At 70.3% G+C, this 19,266-nt stretch carries 17 protein-coding genes, 2 tRNA genes and 1 pseudogene; 9 read left to right on the top strand and 11 right to left on the bottom strand.

Features of this window, described 5'->3' with window-relative positions; translation table 11 throughout:
- Positions 1-15: 15 nt before the first annotated feature.
- On the top strand, positions 16-1,026 hold the full coding sequence (gene rsgA / locus CP976_RS28650; protein WP_150482929.1) for a ribosome small subunit-dependent GTPase A: 1,011 nt from the start codon (positions 16-18) through the stop codon (positions 1,024-1,026).
- 147 nt (positions 1,027-1,173) lie between these two features.
- Complete coding sequence (locus tag CP976_RS28645; protein ID WP_086600180.1) at positions 1,174-1,497, top strand: DMT family transporter; 324 nt, start codon at positions 1,174-1,176, stop codon at positions 1,495-1,497.
- 7 nt (positions 1,498-1,504) lie between these two features.
- Here CP976_RS28645 and CP976_RS28640 read toward each other — a convergent pair whose 3' ends face one another.
- Positions 1,505-2,110, bottom strand: coding sequence for a TetR/AcrR family transcriptional regulator (locus CP976_RS28640; RefSeq protein WP_150482928.1), 606 nt, complete (start codon positions 2,108-2,110; stop codon positions 1,505-1,507).
- 261 nt (positions 2,111-2,371) lie between these two features.
- On the opposite strand from CP976_RS28640, the gene hisN reads away from it, so the two are divergent.
- Both hisN and CP976_RS28630 read left to right on the top strand, forming a co-directional pair.
- Positions 2,372-3,172, top strand: coding sequence for a histidinol-phosphatase (gene hisN / locus CP976_RS28635; protein WP_150482927.1), 801 nt, complete (start codon positions 2,372-2,374; stop codon positions 3,170-3,172).
- 132 nt (positions 3,173-3,304) lie between these two features.
- Entirely contained in the window at positions 3,305-3,697 is a 393-nt protein-coding gene (locus CP976_RS28630; protein WP_086853364.1) for a CBS domain-containing protein, read from the top strand.
- Between the two features lie 69 nt (positions 3,698-3,766).
- Here the strand turns inward: CP976_RS28630 and CP976_RS28625 are convergent, their stop codons facing one another.
- Complete coding sequence (locus CP976_RS28625) at positions 3,767-5,218, bottom strand: catalase (RefSeq protein WP_150482926.1); 1,452 nt, start codon at positions 5,216-5,218, stop codon at positions 3,767-3,769.
- 145 nt (positions 5,219-5,363) lie between these two features.
- Between CP976_RS28625 and CP976_RS28620 the strand changes: the two genes are divergently transcribed.
- Positions 5,364-5,780, top strand: coding sequence for a Fur family transcriptional regulator (locus CP976_RS28620; RefSeq protein WP_150482925.1), 417 nt, complete (start codon positions 5,364-5,366; stop codon positions 5,778-5,780).
- 35 nt (positions 5,781-5,815) lie between these two features.
- On the top strand, positions 5,816-6,811 hold the full coding sequence (locus CP976_RS28615) for an ABC transporter substrate-binding protein (protein ID WP_229875574.1): 996 nt from the start codon (positions 5,816-5,818) through the stop codon (positions 6,809-6,811).
- Positions 6,812-6,859: 48 nt separating this feature from the next.
- Here the strand turns inward: CP976_RS28615 and CP976_RS28610 are convergent.
- The 4 genes from CP976_RS28610 to CP976_RS28595 all read right to left on the bottom strand — a co-directional run bounded on the left by CP976_RS28610 (position 6,860) and on the right by CP976_RS28595 (position 12,283).
- Positions 6,860-6,933: transfer RNA gene (locus CP976_RS28610), tRNA-Met, on the bottom strand.
- 212 nt (positions 6,934-7,145) lie between these two features.
- The gene (locus tag CP976_RS28605) at positions 7,146-8,969 is read right to left on the bottom strand and encodes a tetratricopeptide repeat protein (RefSeq protein WP_190146893.1); all 1,824 of its coding nucleotides are present in this window, start codon (positions 8,967-8,969) and stop codon (positions 7,146-7,148) included.
- A gap of 234 nt (positions 8,970-9,203) precedes the next feature.
- Positions 9,204-9,277, bottom strand: a tRNA-Met gene (locus CP976_RS28600).
- Between the two features lie 57 nt (positions 9,278-9,334).
- Entirely contained in the window at positions 9,335-12,283 is a 2,949-nt protein-coding gene (locus tag CP976_RS28595) for a UPF0182 family membrane protein (protein WP_229875633.1), read from the bottom strand.
- A gap of 163 nt (positions 12,284-12,446) precedes the next feature.
- Between CP976_RS28595 and CP976_RS28590 the strand changes: the two genes are divergently transcribed.
- Positions 12,447-12,989, top strand: a complete 543-nt coding sequence (locus CP976_RS28590; protein ID WP_150482923.1) for a PPA1309 family protein — start codon at positions 12,447-12,449, stop codon at positions 12,987-12,989.
- Between the two features lie 55 nt (positions 12,990-13,044).
- Here the strand turns inward: CP976_RS28590 and CP976_RS28585 are convergent, their stop codons facing one another.
- The 4 genes and pseudogenes from CP976_RS28585 to CP976_RS28570 form a co-directional block, all read right to left on the bottom strand.
- Complete coding sequence (locus CP976_RS28585) at positions 13,045-14,136, bottom strand: YlbL family protein (RefSeq protein ID WP_150482922.1); 1,092 nt, start codon at positions 14,134-14,136, stop codon at positions 13,045-13,047.
- Between the two features lie 102 nt (positions 14,137-14,238).
- Entirely contained in the window at positions 14,239-14,457 is a 219-nt protein-coding gene (locus CP976_RS28580) for a hypothetical protein (protein WP_010047638.1), read from the bottom strand.
- Positions 14,458-14,518: 61 nt separating this feature from the next.
- Positions 14,519-14,980, bottom strand: coding sequence for a molybdenum cofactor biosynthesis protein MoaE (locus CP976_RS28575; RefSeq protein ID WP_150482921.1), 462 nt, complete (start codon positions 14,978-14,980; stop codon positions 14,519-14,521).
- A 116-nt stretch (positions 14,981-15,096) separates the two neighbouring features.
- A pseudogene (locus CP976_RS28570) lies at positions 15,097-16,217 on the bottom strand (SDR family oxidoreductase).
- A gap of 192 nt (positions 16,218-16,409) precedes the next feature.
- On the opposite strand from CP976_RS28570, the gene CP976_RS28565 reads away from it, so the two are divergent.
- Positions 16,410-17,876: a zinc-dependent metalloprotease gene (locus tag CP976_RS28565; protein ID WP_150482920.1), complete on the top strand. Its 1,467-nt coding sequence runs from the start codon at positions 16,410-16,412 to the stop codon at positions 17,874-17,876.
- Positions 17,873-18,400 carry an NUDIX hydrolase gene (locus tag CP976_RS28560; RefSeq protein ID WP_150482919.1) on the top strand — a complete coding sequence of 176 codons (528 nt, stop codon included), beginning with the start codon at positions 17,873-17,875 and terminating at the stop codon, positions 18,398-18,400. The genes CP976_RS28565 and CP976_RS28560 overlap by 4 nt, the downstream gene beginning before the upstream one ends.
- A 104-nt stretch (positions 18,401-18,504) precedes the next feature.
- On the opposite strand, the gene CP976_RS28555 is transcribed toward CP976_RS28560, so the two are convergent.
- The gene (locus CP976_RS28555) at positions 18,505-19,260 is read right to left on the bottom strand and encodes an AIM24 family protein (RefSeq protein ID WP_150482918.1); all 756 of its coding nucleotides are present in this window, start codon (positions 19,258-19,260) and stop codon (positions 18,505-18,507) included.
- Between the last annotated feature and the right edge of the window lie 6 nt (positions 19,261-19,266).

Below are 19,266 nucleotides of genomic sequence, written 5' to 3'. Positions count from 1 at the left end.
CACGGGGACCAGGTCATGCGCCGCTACGGCAAGCACACCGACGAGGACGACATCCGCACCCGTCCCGGCCGCCGGAACACACGGCCCCGGACGAACATCCGGCCCAAGCACGAGGACGCCGCCGAGGGCCTCGTCCTCACCGTCGACCGGGGCCGCCTGACCTGCCTGGTCGAGGACCGCGTGGTCATGGCGATGAAGGCCCGCGAGCTGGGCCGCAAAGCCGCGGTCGTCGGCGACCGGGTGGCCATCGTGGGCGACCTGACGGGCAAGAAGGACTCACTCGCGAGGATCGTGCGCATCGAGGAGCGCACCTCCGTTCTGCGCCGCACGGCGGACGACGACGATCCGTACGAGCGCGTGGTCGTGGCCAACGCCGACCAGCTGGCGGTCGTCACCGCCCTGGCCGACCCGGAGCCCCGCCCCCGCCTGATCGACCGCTGCCTGGTCGCGGCCTACGCCGGCGGTCTGGACCCGTTGCTGGTCCTGACCAAGTCGGACCTCGCCCCGCCCGACAAGCTGCTGGAGCTGTACGGCCACCTCGACATCCCCCACGTCGTCACCAGCCGCGAGGAACTGCAGAACGGAACCGCCCTCGCCCGCGTGCGCGAGCAGCTCGACGGCAAGATCACCGCGTTCGTCGGCCACTCCGGGGTCGGCAAGACCACCCTGGTCAACTCGCTGGTGCCGGAAGATCAGCGGCGTACGACCGGGCATGTGAACGCGGTGACGGGCCGAGGACGCCACACCACCACCTCGGCGCTGGCGCTGCCGCTGTCGGGCAGTGACGGCTGGGTGATCGACACGCCGGGCCTGCGGTCCTTCGGCCTGCACCACGTGGACCCGTCCCAGGTCATCCACGCCTTCCCGGACCTGGAGCCGGGCACCGAAAGCTGCCCGCGCGCGTGCAGCCATGACGAGCCGGACTGCGCGCTGGACGCGTGGGTCGCCGAGGGGCACGCGGATCCGGCGCGGCTGTACTCGCTGCGGCGGCTGCTGGCCACGCGGGAGCGGAAGGAAGGCGACTGAGCTCCGCGTTGTTTGTCATGGCGTGCGGACGGTAAGTGCATAATCGCACCAAGCCGGATGCAAGAACGCCCAGAAGCTGAACAATCTGGCGGACTTGCTCAAACTGACTAAGCGGTCGCTGAACGTGGGATACGGGAGGAACGACTCATGGCGTGGCTGCTGGTCATAGTGGCGGGGTTGCTGGAGACCGGCTTCGCCGTGTGTCTGAAGCTGTCGCACGGTTTCACGCGGCTCTGGCCGACGATCGCGTTCTGCGTCTTCGCCCTCGGCAGCTTCGGCCTGCTGACCCTGGCGCTGAAGAAGCTCGACGTGGGTCCCGCGTACGCGGTGTGGACCGGTATCGGCGCGGCGGGCACGGCGATCTACGGCATGGTGTTCCTCGGCGACCTGGTGTCGACGCTGAAGATCGTGTCGATCAGCCTCGTCATCATCGGTGTGATCGGGCTTCAGTTGTCTGGATCGGCGCACTGACGTCGTGTCAGCCGGCCTCGCCCTGAAGGACGCTGTGGACCAGGTCGGCGACGCCACCCTCGTCGGGTGGCGCGGCCACGCAGGACAGGGCGAGGCGGACGGCGAGTTCGCAGGAGCGGGCCAGGTCGGCGGTGTCGGACTTGGGGGTTCCGGGTCCCGCCAGGACGGTGACGGCCCGGTCGCGGACGAGAGCGACGAAGTCACCGGGTGAGGGCAGTGGGCCGTCGGCGCGGCGCTGGGCCGGTACGGCGGAGGTGGAGGGCACGGCCGACAGGGCCGGAGACGGCAGCCGTTCGCTCCAGCAGCCCGTGAGCATGGCGCGGACGAGGGTGTTCTCGCGGGCCGCCGAGGTGATCCACTCGGCGGTGGCGGTGAGCCGGTCGCGCAGGTCGCTGTGCCCGGTGAGCGCACGGTCGACCCCGGCGAGGTACCCGTCGGCCTCTCTCCTCACGAGCGCCCGGGCGAGCCCGTCCTTGCTGCCGAACTCGTTGTACAGCGTCTGCCGGGACACTCCCGCCGCCGCGGCCACGTCCACCATCCGCACGGCGGACCACGGCCGGCGCGCCAGCGCCGCGTAAGCGGCGTCCAGTAGAGATTCCCGCGCTGCAGGCATCAACGCCTCCCCTTGGGGCGAGCGGCTCTGCGCCCAGATTTGACGCGCACGCAACCACTGTCAAGGGTCCGCGGGCGCACACGGGGGGGCGCCTTTGAGCCGACCTGCGCGGGTGCCTCCGGCGGTTGAGCCGGGTCGCCCGCCCCCCGCCCCCGGCACCGCCGCCGCGGCACCCCGCACCCGCCGAGCCCCCACAACACCCCACCCCCGCCCGCAAACCCCCGGTAGCCCCACCCCCACCTCGGCAGATAGGTTCGTTGTATGCCCGACTACCTCGACGACCTGCGTCTCGCCCACGTCCTCGCCGACGCCGCCGACGCCGCGACGACGGACCGGTTCAAGGCACTCGATCTCAAGGTCGAGACCAAACCGGACATGACCCCGGTGAGCGAAGCGGACAAGGCCGCCGAAGAACTCATCCGCGGCCAACTCGCCCGCGCCCGCCCCAGGGACGCGATCCTCGGCGAGGAGTACGGCGTCGAGGGCACCGGTCCCCGCCGCTGGGTCATCGACCCCATCGACGGCACCAAGAACTACGTACGCGGCGTCCCCGTCTGGGCCACCCTCATCTCCCTGATGGAAGCCGGCGAGGGCGGCTTCCAGCCCGTCGTCGGCGTCGTCTCCGCCCCCGCCCTCGGCCGCCGCTGGTGGGCCGCGAAGGGCTACGGCGCGTTCTCCGGCCGCAGCCTCACGAAGGCGACCCGCCTCCAGGTCTCCCGCGTCGGAAAACTCGCCGACGCCTCCTTCGCGTACTCCTCGCTCAGCGGCTGGGAGGAGCAGGGCCGCCTGGACGGCTTCCTGGACCTCACCCGCGAGGTGTGGCGCACGCGCGCGTACGGCGACTTCTGGCCGTACATGCTGGTCGCCGAGGGCGCCGTCGACATGTGCGCCGAGCCGGAGCTGTCGCTCTGGGACATGGCCGCCAACGCGATCATCGTCACCGAGGCCGGAGGCACCTTCACCGGACTCGACTCCCGCCCGGGCCCGCACAGCGGCAACGCGGCGGCGTCGAACGGCCTGCTGCACGACGAGTTGCTGGGGTATCTCAATCAGCGCTACTGAACGCGCACCCGCTGTTACCGAGCGCCCCCTTGTTGCCCCCGCCTTTGCCTGCCACTCTGAGAGTCCGCCCGCTTGTGAACTTGTGAAAAGATGAACAAACGGCGGGGACACTCCCAGGAGGTGGCTCCATCCATGCTCGTCCGTGACGCCATGAGCACTGTCGTCCTGACCATCGGCCCGACCCACACCCTCCGCCAGGCCGCCGCGCTGATGGCCGCCCGCAAGGTCGGCGCGGCCATCGTCCACGACCCCGACGCCGGCGGCATCGGCATCCTCACCGAACGCGACATCCTCATCTCCGTGGGCCAGGGCCAGGACCCCGACACGGAACGCGCCCACGCCCACACCACCACCGACGTCGTGTTCGCCACCCCGGTCTGGACCCTGGAGGAGGCGGCCGCGGCCATGGCCCACGGCGGCTTCCGTCACCTCATCGTCCTCGAGGACGACGAGCCCGCCGGCGTCGTCTCGGTCCGCGACATCATCCGCTGCTGGGCACCGGCGCGTCAGCAGGTGCCCGCCTGACAGCGCGAACGGCCCGGTCCCCCGAAGGGGCCCGGGCCGTCCCTACCGCAAGCGGTCCAGTGCTGGAGTTCAGCCGCGCAGGGCCTGGACCGCGGCCTCCAGCCGCTTGCCGTAGTCTCCGTCGGCCCGACGGAAGTTGTCGATCGCCCGCTCGACGATGTCGTCCCGCGAGACCTTGGCGATGAAGCCCGCCAGGTTGGCGATCAGCCGCTCCTTCTCGTCCTCGCCCATCAGCCGGTAGAGGTTGCCCGCCTGCACGAAGTCGTCGTCCTCGGCGTGGACCGGGGCCGGGTGGTTGCCCGTCACGCCGCTCACGGCCGTGGCGGACCACAGCGGACGGTCCGTCTGGAACGGGCCGCCGAAGCTGTTCGGCTCGTAGTTCTTCGCGCCCTTGTGGCGGCCGTCGTAGAGGTGACCGTCACGGGAGTTGGTGCGCGCCACGGTGGCGTGCGGTCGGTTCACCGGCAGGTGGTCGGCGTTGATGCCGACGCGGTAGCGGTGGGCGTCGCCGTACGCGAAGAGGCGGCCCTGGAGCATCTTGTCCGGGGACGGGCCGATGCCCGGCACGAAGTGCGCGGGGCTGAAGACCGACTGCTCGACCTCGGCGAAGATGTTCTCCGGGTTGCGGTTGAGCTCCAGCTTGCCGATCTCGATCGGCGGGTAGTCGGCGTGCGGCCAGACCTTGGTCAGGTCGAACGGGTTGAAGCGGTACGTCGCCGCGTCCGCCTCCGGCATGATCTGCACCTGCACGGTCCAGGACGGGAACTCACCGCGCTCGATGGCCTCGCGCAGATCACGCTGGTGGCTGTCCGGGTCCTCACCGGCCAGCCTGTTGGCCTCGGCCTGGGTGAGGTTCCTGATCCCCTGGTCGGTCTTGAAGTGGTACTTGACCCAGAAGACCTCGCCGGCCTCGTTCTGCCACTGGAAGGTGTGCGAGCCGAAGCCGTCCATGTGGCGGTACGAGGCGGGGATGCCGCGGTCGCCGAACAGCCAGGTCACCTGGTGCGTGGACTCGGGCGACAGGCTCCAGAAGTCCCAGACGTTGTCCGCCTCCGTGGAGCCGGTGTACGGGTCGCGCTTCTGGGTGTGGATGAAGTCCGGGAACTTGATGGCGTCCTTGATGAAGAACACCGGGGTGTTGTTGCCGACGAGGTCGTAGTTGCCCTCCCCGGTGTAGAACTTCAGCGCGAAGCCGCGCGGATCGCGGACGGCGTCCGCCGCCCCCAGGTTGCCGGCCACGGTCGAGAAGCGCAGGAAGACCTCGGTCTCCTTGCCGACCTCGGAGAGGAACGCGGCACGGGTGTACGGGGTGACGTCCGCGGTCACCGTGAAGGTGCCGTAGGCGCCGGCGCCGCGGGCGTGCACGACCCGCTCCGGGATGCGCTCGCGGTTGAAGTGGGCGAGCTTCTCCAGCAGGAGCTGGTCCTGGACGAGCACCGGGCCGCCCGCACCCGCGGTCTCGCTGTTCTGGTTGTCGGCGACCGGAGCCCCGGCCTCCGTCGTAAGCGGTCCCTGCGTCACGTGTGCCTCCTTTGCCATTCCTGACCGTTCCTGTCCCTCGGCCAAAGCCGGTCTCGATCCTACAATAGACATTGTCTAAAGCAAGCAGGACTCTAACTTCACACCTGTTCGCGACCTGGTCCCTTTTGCTGTTAGGCTGGCGACCATGAGCGACCTTCTGGAACGGCTGCGCGGACGCGGATGGCGTATGACCGCGCAGCGGCGCGTCGTGGCCGAGGTCCTCGACGGCGAACACGTCCACCTGACGGCCGACGAGGTCCACGCCCGGGCCGTCGCCAAGCTGCCCGAGATCTCCCGGGCGACCGTGTACAACACGCTCGGCGAACTCGTGTCGCTCGGCGAGGTACTCGAGGTCTCCACCGACCAGCGCGCCAAGCGGTACGACCCGAACGCCCACCAGCCGCACCACCACCTGGTCTGCGCCCAATGCGGCGCGATCCGCGACGTGCACCCGGTGGGCAACCCGCTGGCGGACCTCCCCGACTCGGAGCGCTTCGGCTTCAGGGTCTCGGACGTCGAGGTGACGTACCGCGGCGTCTGCCCGAACTGCGCGGCCGCCTAGCCTCCCCCGCCTTCTCACGCGAAGCCCCGGCACCAATGAGCGCCGGGGCTTCGCGCTGCCCGCACACTTACCGCACCCCGGCCCGCTGCCGCCCGGGCTCCCCGCCCGCCCGGCGGCTCGCCGAGCCCCGCGAGCTGACCATCGCGACGGGCACCCTCGGCGCCGAGTACGTGGCGCCCCTGCGCGTCGCCCTCGACAAGGGCGAGTTCGCCAAGGAGGGCCTGGACGTCACGCTGAAGGTGCTGCCGACGCCCGAGGCACTCCCGCTGCTGGCCAAGGGCGAGGTCGACGCGCTGTGGGCGGCCCCGGAGGCAGCCGTCATGAACGGCATTCGCGGCGGTTTCGCCATCCGCTGGGTCGCGGGGAACTTCTCGCCCGACCCGAAGTCCAAGAGCGGCCTGTGGGTCCGGCTGAAGGACGGCGAGACGGCGGCCGCCGTCCGGATGGCCGGCCGGAAACTCGGCACGATGATCGGCAAGGGCTCCGTGATCGCCTATCCCATGGAACAGGCCCTGGAGCAGCACGGCGGCGGCCTCGACCGGATCCGCTACCAGCAACTGGGCTCCGCCGACGTCCTCACGGCCCTGGAGAACGGCGGCGTCGACTCGGCGTGGCTGCTCGACCCCGTGTGGCGCCGGGTCGACGGCGAACCCGGCTACGCCTTCCTGGGCGGCCAGCCGCCCGGCGAGCCCCTGGGCGGCATGCTCTACGGCCCGAGCCTGCTGGACGACGACGTGGACGCGGGAGTGGCACTGCTGCGGGCGTACATCCGCACGGTGAACACCTACTTCGCGGCCGACTACAAGAAGAACGAGAGCTTCGTCACATATCTGGCGAAGCTCCTGAAGACGGACGAGACGATCCTGCGCTCGACACCGTCGCTCCGCATGGACTGGGAAATCCGCACCGGCACGACGGGCCGCCTCCAGTCCGCCTACCGCGCTCAGGGCGTGGCGGAGGGCGATTCGCTCCCCGAGTCCCAGACGGTGACCCGCTCCCTCTACGAGGAGGCGGTGGGGCACCGCCGGTAGACACACCGAGGGCCGGAACCCTTCCGGATTCCGGCCCTCGGCCTTCAGTAGCGGGGACAGGATTTGAACCTGCGACCTCTGGGTTATGAGCCCAGCGAGCTACCGAGCTGCTCCACCCCGCGTCGGTGAATGCAACGTTACGTCAACGCGGAGGACGGATGCAAATCGCTTACCCAGCTGCGGGCGCTCGTGCCGCTCAGCTGCAGGCTGTCGTGCCGCTGGGGGGCGGCGCCCGTCCCACCGAAGCGGCACCCCGCTCCGCCGGGCTGCGGACCCACCCGCGCCCCAGCACCAACGCCGAGCACCATGCAGCCCACAGCCACGAACCCCGGCATCAGGCAGACAGCTCCTGCCTGAGCGCATCCCGCAGCCGGGCCGCCCGCTCCGCCACGGACGCCGGCCCCAACGCCGCCGCCCGGTCGGCCCACCGCTGCCCCTCCGCCAGCTCACCCCGACGCGCGTAGACCAGGGCCAGCCGCAACGCCGCCCGACCGTGCCCGGCGTCAGCCGCCCGCGTCCACCACACCGCCGCCTCGGGCTCACTCCCCTCCCGGGCCAGCAGCAGCCCGAGATTGAACGCGCCGTTGCGGGACCCGGCCTCGGCCGCCTCCCGGTACCACCGAGCCGCCTCGGTGACGTCCCCCCGGGCCGCCGCGAGCATGCCCACCCGCACCTGTGCCCGCCGGTGCCCCTGCGAGGCCGCTCTCTCGTACCACTCCTCGCACTCGCTCCGCCGGTGCACCGGCTCCCCCAGCTCGTGCGCGGGCTCCGGCGGCCGGCGCGCGTCGAGCACGGTCGCCAGCCGGTACGCGGCCTCGGCGCTCCCGCCTCCTGCCGCACAGCGCAGATGCCGCTCGGCCTCCTGCTCGTCGCCGTCCCGCAGCCGGGCCATGCCGACCTGGAGCGCCGCTTCCGTGTGCCCGGCGGCCGCGGCCCGCTCGTACCAGCGCAGCGCGGCCTGCTCCTCGCCCCGGCCGGCGTGCAGGATGCCCAGGTTGAAGGCGGCGTCCACGCTCCCCGCCTCAGCGGCCTTGGAGAACCACGGCTCAGCGCCCTTCTCGTCCCCGGCCCGCAGCAGCAGGATCGCCAGCGCGTTCGCGGCCTCCCGGTGCCCGGCGTAGGCCGCGCGCCGGTACCACTGCTCGGCCGGCGCGGTGCGCCCCTGTTCGGCGCAGAGCAGGCCGAGGTTGTAGGCGCCGTTCACGTCGCCCGCGTCCATCGCGGCCCGGTACCAGCGCTCGGCGGTCTGGGTCTCGCCCCGCTCGGCGTGCAGTGCGCCCAGCGCGTTCGCCGCGTTCCCGTCGCCGTCCTGGGCGGCCCGCAGCCACCACACGGCGGCGTTCTCGGTGTCGCCCGCGTCGCGCAGCAGGAACCCGAGCGCGCAGGCGGCCCGCACCTCGCCGTCCTTGGCGGACGTCAGGTACCAGCGTCCGGCCTCCTTGAGCTCGCCGCGCTTCTCCAGGATCGTCCCGAGGTGCAGCGCGGCCCGCCGGTGGCCGCGAGCGGCGGCCTGCCGGTACCACTGCTCCACCTCGTCCAGCACCTGGACACCGTTGTCACCGTCGGCCTCCCGCGCCGCCTTCCGGTCCAGCGCCCGGGCCAGGCGGTACGCCGCCTCCCGGTGCCCACGCTCGGCCGCGACCCGCATCCACTTCTCGGCCCCGGCGTCGCCGCGGTGCTCCAGCAGGTCGGCGAGGGCGTACGCACCCAGGGTGTGCCCCTGTTCCGCGGCCTGGCGCAGCCAGTATTCGGCCGCGGGCTCGTCGCCGCGCTCGCGGTGGTGCCGCCCGAGGGCGTGCGCGGCCGCCGCGGATCCGGCGACGGCGGCGATCCGCCACCAGCCGGCGGCCTCGTCGGCGTATCCGCGCTGGTGGAGCAGGACTCCGAGGTTGTTGGCGGCGGCCCGGTCGCCCGCGGCGGTGGCGGCACGCAGATGGGGTTCGGCACCGTCGAGATCACCACGGCGCAGCAGCATGGCCCCGAGGACACTCATCGCCTCGACGTCGCCGGCCTCCGCGGCGAGCCGCTGACGCAGCTCCTCGGCCGCCTCGTCGGCGATCTCCCCGGCCTCGTCCGGGGTGTCGGTGTCCTCCCGGCTGGAAGGCTGCACAAAACGCCCTGTCTCGAACAGAGTTGCCTTGTCCCCCATAACGTCCATCGTCGCACCACCTGCAACCTGGGTACACCTGGTATACCGCAGCCAGTGAGGTCACTACAGCGTTTTGTCGACATGCCCACAGAGAGACAAGTCAAACACAGATCGCCCAACTCCCCACAGCGGCACGGCCGCAGCCCAGGCCAGCACATGCGTTCACACATCACGAAGGCCCGGATTCCTTTGTGGAATCCGGGCCTTCGTGGTCGCTCCGTCACTCGGACTTCGCGATTTCAGTAGCGGGGACAGGATTTGAACCTGCGACCTCTGGGTTATGAGCCCAGCGAGCTACCGAGCTGCTCCACCCCGCGCCGTTGTGTTCACAACCGTATCACGGCGCGGGATGGGCATTTGACCAGGCCAGGCCCCTAGCTGCTCGGCTTGGGGCTCGGACTGCCGCTCGGCTTCGGGCTCGGGCTGGCGCTGGGCTTGCTCTCGCCGCCCCCGGCACCCCCGCGGCCGGCCTGGGCCTGCGCGTCCTCGGCCCGCTGCAGAGCGTCCTCGAGGTCCTTCTGCGCCCGGCCGTACGCCTCCCAGTCGTTGTCCTTCAGGGCCTCCTGGCCCGCGTCGAACGCCTTCTGGGCGTCCTCCAGGGCCTGTTGGACCGTCGGGTTGTCGGACGTCGGCGGTGGTGTCGTGGTGTCACCCTCGTCCGGTGGCTCGGGAGCCTGGCCCTCCGTTCCGAAGATCTTGTTGAGGGCCTCGTCGAGCGTGTTCTCGAAGGCGGTCTGGCCTCCGTAGGTGACCAGCACCTTCCGCAGCAGCGGGTACTTCAGTCCACCACCGCGTACGTAGACCGGCTCCACGTAGAGCAGTCCGCCGTCGAGCGGCACCGTCAGCAGGTTGCCGTACTCGACTTCGGAGTCGCCGCCTCTCAGGAGCCTGATGGACTCGGCGATCTCTTCTTGCGAGTTGAACTGGCTCTGGACCTGCTTGGGTCCGTTGACCGTCGTGTTCGTCGGCAGTTTCAGGATTCTGATCTTGCCGTAGTCACTGGCGCCCGCCTCGGCGTCGACCGCCATGAACGCGCTGAGGTTGTCCCGGCCGTTGGGCGTGAAGGTCGTCGTCAGCGAGAACGACTGGGCCTTCTGGTCGGGCATCTTCATGCTCAGGTAGTACGGCGGCACCGCATTGCCCGACCGGTTCGTCGGGTCGTCCGGCACCTGCCAGACCTCGCTGCCGCTGAGGAACGTCGTCGCGTCCCTCACGTGGTAGCGCGTGAGCAGCTCCCGCTGGACCTTGAACAGGTCCTGCGGGTAGCGCAGGTGGTCCATCAGGTCCTTGGAGATGTCGCCCTTGGGCTGCACCGTGTCCGGGAAGGCCTTCATCCAGGTCTTCAGGACCGGGTCCTTGGTGTCCCACTGGTAGAGCTTGACCTCGCCGGTGTACGCGTCGACGGTCGCCTTCACCGAGTTGCGGATGTAGTTGACCTGGTTCTGCTGGGCCACCACCGCGCGGTTGGTGTTGGCGGCGGTCAGCGAGTCCGCCGTCGTGTCACCGAGGGTCGTACGCGAGGAGTACGGGTATCCGTTGGTCGTCGTGTACGCGTCGACGATCCACTGGATACGGCCGTTCACCACCGCCGGGTAGGCGTCGCCGTCGATGGTCAGCCAGGGGGCGACCGCCTCGACGCGCTCCTTGGGCGTGCGGTTGTACAGGATCCGCGATCCCTCGCCGATGGCGCCGGAGTACAGGATCTGCGGCTCGCCGAACGCCACCGCGTACGCGGCCCGGTTGACCGGGTTGGAGAGGTTGACCCCGCTGTCACCCTTGTAGCTGGTGGTCTTCTCACCGTTGTCGTCGGAGTAGTCGATCTCCTTCTGGGGACCGCCGACGATCGAGTACGTGTCGGTCTTCTCGCCGTAGTAGATCCGCTGCTCGTACGTGCCGAGGTCGCCCTCGGAGGGCAGATCGGACTCCGTGAAGTTCGGCCGGCCCTGGGCGTCGGCGCTGGTGCCCTGGGCTGCGACCACTCCGAACCCGTGGGTGTAACGGAAGTGGTTGTTGATCCAGTTCTTCTTCGGGATGCCCGCCAGGTTCAGCTCGCGCAGGCCGATGACGGTGTCCTGCTCCTTGCCGTCCTTGGCGTAGCGGTCGACGTCCAGGTTGTTCGGGAACGCGTAGTAGTTCCTGATCTGCTGGAGCTGCTGGAACGTCGGCGAGACGATGTTCGGGTCCATGATCCGGATGCTCGCCGTGGAGCCGACGTCGTCGCGCAGCGTGGTCTTGTCCTCGGTCTTGCTCGTGCCCGAGTAGTCCGTGACCTTGGTGCCGTCGATGCCGTAGGCCTTGCGCGTCGCCTCGAGGTTCTTCTCGACGTACGGCGCTTCCTTGGCCTGCTCGTTGGGCTGGACCTGGAACTTCTGCACGATCGCCGGGTAGAGGCCGCCGATGAGGATCGCGGAGAGCACCATCAGACCGAAGCCGATCACGGGCAGCTGCCAGGTGCGCCGCCAGATGGTGGCGAAGAACAGCAGCGCGCAGATGACGGCGATGCAGAACAGGATCGTCTTGGCCGGCAGGTAGGCGTTGGCGTCGACGTACCTCAGGCCCGTCCAGTTGTCGGTCGCCCTGAAGTCGCTGGACTTGACCGCCAGGCCGTACCGGTCGAGCCAGTACGCGACCGCCTTGAGGGCCACGAAGATGCCGATGAGCACCGACAGGTGCCCGGTGGCCGCCGCCGTGGCGCGGGCGCCGGGGCTGGTGACGCGCAGCCCGCCGTACAGGTAGTGCGTGAGCGCGGCGGCGATCACGGACAGGATCGCGGCGGCGAAGCCGAATCCGAGCAGGAACCGGTACCAGGGCAGGTCGAAGGCGTAGAAGGAGACGTCCAGCTTGAACTGGGGGTCCTTCTGGCCGAAGGCCACGCCGTTGACCCACATCAGCCAGGTCCGCCACTGGCCCGACGCGGAGGCGCCGGCGATCAGGCCCACCAGGGCCGTGATCCCGAGCAGCAGCCACTTCTTGTAGGGCGCGATGCTCATCCGGTAACGGTCGAGGTTCTGCTGCTCCATGGACATGGCACTCAGCGGCGGCCGCAGCCGGTGCGCCAGCCAGATGTTGAAGCCGACCGCGAGGGCCATGAGCAGACCGAAGACGAAGAAGAGCCCGATCTTGGTCCACAGGGTGGTGGTGAAGACCGACGAGTAGTTCACCGACCGGTACCAGAGCCAGTCCGTCCAAAAGCCCGCGAACATGGTGAAGACCATGCCGAGGGCGGCCAGGACGCCCAGTGTCATGAGCAGGGTCCGGACACGCCGGGACGGGCGGCCCACTCTGATCCGCGGCCCCGAAGGGCCTCCGCCGCGGTCCGGCATCTGGAAAGCCAAGGTGCGCACCTCGAAGTTCGCTGTTGATTCGTCAGACCCGCGTCTTCACGGGCCGTCAGCGGCCCCCGTGATCGCGGGCCCCCACCTATGCAACTTACTCACCGTTTACTCGGTTCCCGATTCCGGTCGGGAACGAGGCAGGATTGTGACCATGTCCAACACTCCCATGGCGGCGAACCCGCTCACCCGGGCCGTGCTCGAGATCGACGAGTACGTCTCCGGCCTCGGCTGGGACCAGCCGGCCCGCCTCTTCGCACTCGTCGACACCGCCCGGCTCCGGGCCGAACAGCCCTCGCTCGCGGACCGGCTCGGTCTGGGCGACGAGTCGGAGAGCTCCGGCCTCACCCCGATCGAGCAGGACGAAGTTCCAACGGGCAAGCCGCTCGACGAGTTCCTCGCCACCATCGCCTGGCCCGACTCGGTGGCCGGCTGCGCCCTCGCTGTGGAACGCCTGATGCTGCCGCCGTCCGCGGAGGCCCAGGTTCCGCAGGGCCTGGACGAGGCCGCGCTGTCGAAGTGGGTGGCGGACCACCCGGACCGCCAGGAGGTCCGTATGACGGTCGCGGTCCTGCGGGACGGCACCCGCGAGTCGGCCCTGCGCCTGCGCGAGAAGGACTCCCCGACTGAGGTCCTCACCGGCTCCGACCTGGTACCGGGCCTGGCGGAGGCACTGGCGGCGACCTTCGAGGACTAGAGGACTGGCCGGGCGCCTGCGCGCCCGGGCCGGTCGCCCGTGCCGGCTCGGCGGCCTACGTGCCGCACTTCGGCAGGTCGGCGGTGTCGCCGCTGCGGAGGTCCTTGAGAGCGCCGAGGGCGTCCTCGATGGTGTCCACCTTGATGAGGGTGAGGCCCTCGGGGGTGTCCCTGGCGGCGGCCTCGCAGTTGTCCGCGGGCGTCAGGAAGTACTGCGCGCCCTTGGCCCGCGCACCCACGGTCTTCATCTCGATGCCGCCGATGGGACCGACCTTGCCCTCGTCGTCGATCGTCCCCGTACCGGCCACGAACTTGCCCCCGGTCAGGCTGCCGGGCGTGAGCTTGTCGTAGATGCCGAGCGCGAACATCAGACCGGCGCTCGGCCCGCCGACATCGGCCAGCTTGATGTCGATGGTGAACGGGAACGTGTGGTCGGTCCCCGCGGAGATCCCCACGATGGCCCGCTTCTCGCCGGCGTCGTCCGAGGTCGTCGTGGTGATGGTGATGTCCTCGGTCTTCGTCGGCGTCCGCTTCTCCTTCTCCGCTGCGGTCTGCTCCTTGGCGGGCACGATCGTGAAGCGGACGTTCTGGCCCGGCTTGTGCTTCGTGACGAGCTTCGCCACGTCGGCCGGCTCCTTCACCGCCGTACCGTCGACGGCCTTGATCACGTCCCCGGCGTGCAGCTCGCCCTCGGCCGGTGATCCCTTGACGACCGTCGAGACGATGACCCACGACTTCACCGGAACGTCGAGTTCCTTCAGCGCGGCGACCTTGGCGCTCTCCTGGGACTGACTGAACTCCTCGGCGTTCTCCTGCGTGGACTGCTCCTCGGTCTTGCCGTCCGGGTAGAGCGTCTCGTGCTGCACCACCTTGTTGTCATGCGCGAGCCAGCCGTAGACGGCCTCGACCAGGTTCATCCGGTAGTCGGCGCTGGTGACCCGGACCGTCGTCATGTTCAGATGGCCATCGGTCGCATACGTCTTCCGCCCCGAGATCTGGAGTACCGGCTCGCCGCCGTGATCGCCCAGTGTGTTCACCGTCGGCCCCGGGGACATCTCCGAATACGGCACGGGGATGAACACTCCCGCGCACAGGAGCGCGATCAGCATCAGGGTGGAGGCGAGCATCGTCGCGGTGCGGCGTGGCATGGCTCGACAGTACGGGACGGTCCTGTCAGCGCACCGTCAGGGCCGCCCGTCCGGGGCGGCCCTGTGGGCTCAAACGCCTGTGACCTGCTGCTTTCCTGGCCGTCAGCTACCCGGCCGAGGCTTCTCCATGGCCTCGCGGAAGCGGGCGTAACCGATGAGCTCCGGGCCGTCGCCACGGACCTTGCGAGTCCGGTTGGCCCAACTGCCCCAGAGGCCCGCGCCGATCGCAGCCACAAGCGGAATCAGCAACCAGGCGAGCGCCGCCATGCCGACCTCCAACCCCTTGAGCGTCCGCAACTGACTGATCAGCAGATTAACCATCCGCAGTGACAACGCTCACGCCAGGGGTCCGGTTACGCAACCGGAAGACTGCGTACCGGATTCAGCAGGCGCCGACCCATTCTTCGGTGCCGTCGGAGAACTTCTGGTGCTTCCAGATGGGCACTTCGTGCTTGAGGTCGTCGATCAGCTTCCGGCAGGCCTCGAAGGCCTCCCCCCGGTGCGGACACGAGACGGCGACGACCACGGCGAGGTCACCGACCCGGAGGTCCCCCACCCGGTGCACGGCCGCCAGCGCCCGCACCGGGAACTCGGCGACGACCTTCTCGGCGATCCGCCTCATCTCGGCCTCGGCACTGGGGTGGCAGGAATACCCCAGCTCCGCCACGTCGGCACCCCCGTCGTGGTTCCGTACGGTGCCCACGAAGAGCGCCGTGCCGCCGGCCGCGTCGTCCCCCACCGCACGGAACACCTCGTCCACGGAAAGGTCCGTGTCGCGGATCCCGATCAGCCTGATCGGATCCTGCGCGGCCTGCTCGCCCGGGTGCTCGCTCGTGGTTGCCATGCCACCATCGTGCCGCACGCGACCGACAGCGCGGAATAGAGCTATCGACCGGCACGCGCGCGTGGGCGTTGGACTCTCCTACGACGGGAGCGGAGAGGCCGTTCCGGCCGGGCGCGTCAGATGCGCCGCCGGGCCTTCCGGGCCCGTCGCACCACCGCGGCCGCACCCAGCAGCGCCACCGTCGCTCCCGCGGCGCCCGCCGCGTCGCGTCCTTGCGGCCCAGCCGCCGACCGGCCACCGTGTGCCGGCCGGAGACCTCCTCCAGGAGCTCCGCCAGCACCTCCTCGTTGGTGTACCGCGGCCGCCACCCGGCGTCGTGCAGCCGGCTGCCGCTGACCACCCAGGGGTACATCGTGTACGCCAGGTCCCCGGCCGGGGACGGCGTGAGCCCGATGCGGTGCAGCCGCGCCGCCGCGCCCAGTGCGACCGCCGACGGCAGCTCCATCCGCCGGATGCCGCTGAGCTCCTCGACCTCTTCCTGCTCCAGCCACCCGTCGCACCCGACGGTCAGTTCCCCGTCGACCTTCTCCAGGACGGCGTACTCCAGCGCGCTGCACAGGTCCTCGACGTGGCAGAACTGCCAGGCGGGCCGCGACCCGGCGACGACGAGCAGCCGAGGAGACTCGAAGTACCTGGTCAGCGCGGTGTCCGTGCCTCCCACCAGGATCGCCGGCCGCACCACGGTGACGTTGAGCCCCGGGTGGGCCCGCGGCGCCCGCCGTGCCAGCCGCTCGATCTCCAGCAGGTCGCCGACGCCCGTCGCCTCCGCCGTGGCCCGCAGCTCCGCGTCCTCGGAGAGCGGCAGCTCGTTGTCCGGCAGTGCCCCGTAGACCATCGCCGAGGTGCACAGCACGACCCGGTGCACCCCGGCCGCCGCGGCCGCCGTCAGGACGGTCTGTGTCCCCCGTACGTTGTAGGCCGTTCGGGCGGCGGCGTCGGTCTCCAGGTCGAGGTCCAGCGCCAGGTGCACCACCACGTCGGCGCCCCGCAGCTTGTCCGCGATGACCGGATCCCGTACGTCCAGGATGTGCCACTGCGCCGCGGCGCACTCGCCGCGGCGTTCGTCGATGGCCACGACCTGCTTGACCTCGTCGGACGCGGCGAGCCGCTCGGTGAGCAGGGCGCCGACGCCGTACGCGGCACCGGTGACCGCGACGACGGGTCCGCGTGCCGCGGGGCTCGCGGAACTGGTTGACTGGTTTCGCGCTGCGCGAACCTGCGGATCTGGGGAACTCACCGGGCGTCTCCAGCGGTTGTCTTCAGTACGAGCGCGAGCGACGCGTGCGTACCAGGTGGCATCCATCCTGCCGCAGGCTGTCAGTCGGCGAAGCACCGAGGCCCGATCCGCCCCAGGTGTCTACGCTGGGTGGTGTTGTCGGGCAGCCGTGCCGCCGGAAAGAACCGGCGGCCCTACCAGCCGAGGAATCCCGTGAGTGACACCCCATTCGGATTCGGCCTTCCGCCGGAGGAGCCGGACGACGGCGACGAGGGCAAGAAGAAGGACCAGGAGAGCGGTGGTGGTCAGGGACCGGCCAATCCGTTCGGTTTCGGCGGCCTGCCAGGAGCCGGAGGATTTGGCGGCGGCCCCGGCGGCCCCGGTGCGGACAATCCGTTCGCAGCCATGTTCGGCTCCCTGAACCCCAACGACCTGGGCGCCGCGTTCCAGCAGCTGGGCCAGATGCTCTCCTACGAGGGCGGCCCGGTGAACTGGGACATGGCCAAGCAGATCGCCCGCCAGACGGTGTCCCAGGGCAGCCCTGACGGCACCAAGGACACCAGCGTCGGCCCCGCCGAGCGCAAGGCCGTCGAGGAGGCCGTGCGCCTCGCCGACCTGTGGCTCGACGACGCCACGTCCTTGCCGTCCGGCGCCGGCTCGGCCGTGGCCTGGAGCCGCGCCGAGTGGGTCGAGGCGACCCTGCCCGCCTGGAAGGAGCTCGTCGACCCGGTCGCCGAGCGCGTCGGCACCGCCATGGGCGACGTCCTGCCGGAGGAGATGCAGGCCATGGCCGGCCCGCTGATCGGCATGATGCGCTCGATGGGCGGCGCCATGTTCGGTACGCAGATCGGGCAGGCCGTCGGCGTGCTCGCCGGCGAGGTCGTCGGCTCGTCCGACATCGGCCTACCGCTCGGCCCGGCCGGCAAGGCCGCGCTGCTGCCGGTGAACATCGAGACGTTCGGCAAGGACCTGAGCGTCCCGCAGGAGGAGGTGCGGCTGTATCTCGCCCTGCGCGAGGCCGCCCACCAGCGGCTCTTCGCGCACGTGCCGTGGCTGCGCTCGCATCTGTTCGGCGCGGTCGACGGCTACGCCCGCGGGATCAAGGTCGACACCGCCAAGCTGGAGGACGTGGTCGGCCAGTTCGACCCGCAGAACCCGGAGCAGCTCCAGGAGGCCCTCCAGCAGGGCATGTTCCAGCCCGAGGACACGCCCGAGCAGAAGGCCGCCCTGGCGCGTCTGGAGACGGCGCTGGCGCTCGTCGAGGGCTGGGTCGACGCGGTGGTCCACGCCGCCGCGAAGCCCCGCCTGTCGTCCGCCGACGCCCTGCGCGAGACGCTGCGCCGCCGCCGCGCCTCGGGCGGCCCGGCCGAGCAGACGTTCGCCACGCTGATCGGTCTGGAGCTGCGCCCGCGCCGCCTGCGTGACGCCTCCCGTCTGTGGGCCTCGCTCACCGACGCGCGCGGTGTCGACGGCCGGGACGCCCTGTGGCACCACCCGGACATGCTGCCGACGGCCACCGACCTGGACGACCCGGACGGCTTTGTGCACCGCGAGCAGATCGACTTCTCCGAGCTGGACAAGATGCTCGGCGAGGCGGCGGACAAGCCGGACCTGCGGAAGCCCGACCCGAAGAAGAAGGACGAGGGCGAGGGCGAGAACAAGGGCGACGACGCCGAGTGAGCCTGTACGACGACGCGGTCCTCGTACTCAAGGAGTACGAGGACCAGGCGGAGCTGCGCCAGGCCTACCTCGACCATCTGGCCGAACACCCGGACGGCCTGTGGAAGGCCTGCACTGCGGGCCACATCACGGCGAGCGCCCTGGTGATCGACCCCGAGGCAGGCCGGGTCCTGCTGACCCTGCACAGAAAGCTGCGGATGTGGCTCCAGATGGGCGGCCACTGCGAGCCGGGCGACAGCTCCCTGGCGGCCGCGGCGCTGCGGGAGGCGACGGAGGAGTCCGGCGTCTCGGGGCTCTCGCTGCTGCCGGGCGGCCCGGTGCGCCTGGACCGGCACCCGATCCCGCCGCCGTGCCACTGCCACTTCGACGTCCAGTACGCCGTCCTGGCGCCGCCGGGCGCCGCGCACACGGTCAGCGACGAGTCGCTCGACGTGCGCTGGTTCGGGTACGACGAGGTCGCGGAGGTGGCCGACGAGTCGGTCGTGCGGTTGCTGGAGGCCACGCGCGCGAGGCTCTCGGCCTGAGGCGGGTGCCTCTCGGCCTGAAGCAGGTGTCTCTCCGCCTGAAGCAATGTAAGGGGCGACCGCCCGGGCGGTCGCCCCTTACGTCTTGCCGGGTCCGTGGCCGGTCAGTTCCAGACGTTGCCCTGGTTCTGCCCGCGCGCTCCCTGCTGGCCCATGCCGTACTGCGCGGCGAGGCCCGAACCGGTCTGGGCGTTTTGCGGCGGCAGCAGTTCGCTGGGCTGGACGAGCGCGAAGCCGGTGCCCATGAAGCTCAGCTCCCAGCCCTCGCCGGTGCTGCCGCGGCGCCGCCACACCCCGGAGGAGTGCGTCTGGGCCTGCATCTGCACGCGCAGGCTCGTCGACCAGGCGACGATCGCGTCGGCGTCGCAGTTGACGTACTTGTCGGGCGTCACCTGCATCAGCAGCGGCATGCCCGAGGTCATCAGGGCGACCTTGCCCCGGCCGGTGATGTTGAGCTGGTACTTCCCGGAGCCGGAGATGCCGTAGAGGCTGTCGACGGCGATGACCTCGTGGTGCAGGGAGGAGTCCATCGCCAGCACATAGCTGCTGTCGACGGTGAGACCGTCCTGCTCCACCTCCATGACGTGGACGTGCTGCTTGAGGTTGGCGAGGTAGACCGTGCCCTGCCCGTGGCAGCGCATCAGGTCGAGTCCCTCACCGGTGTGCGCACGCGAGCGTGCCTGGTCGTTGCTCTGGTACTCGGCGTCGAACTCGACGAGGCCCTGGTAGGCGACCATGGTGCCCTTGCGGGCCAGGATGTCGTCGTGGCCCTCCAGGGCGACGCGCAGCATCTGCTTGTTCTGCAGACTCCAGCGGTCCTGGGTCTGCTGCTCGTTGTAGGCGAAAATCGGGCTCTGCATGGCTCT

Source organism: Streptomyces coeruleorubidus (genome assembly GCF_008705135.1).
Classification (GTDB): Bacteria; Actinomycetota; Actinomycetes; order Streptomycetales; family Streptomycetaceae; genus Streptomyces; species Streptomyces coeruleofuscus.
The sequence above is the reverse complement of the archived record's forward strand: the minus strand, read 5'-3'. Positions and strand labels throughout refer to the sequence as shown.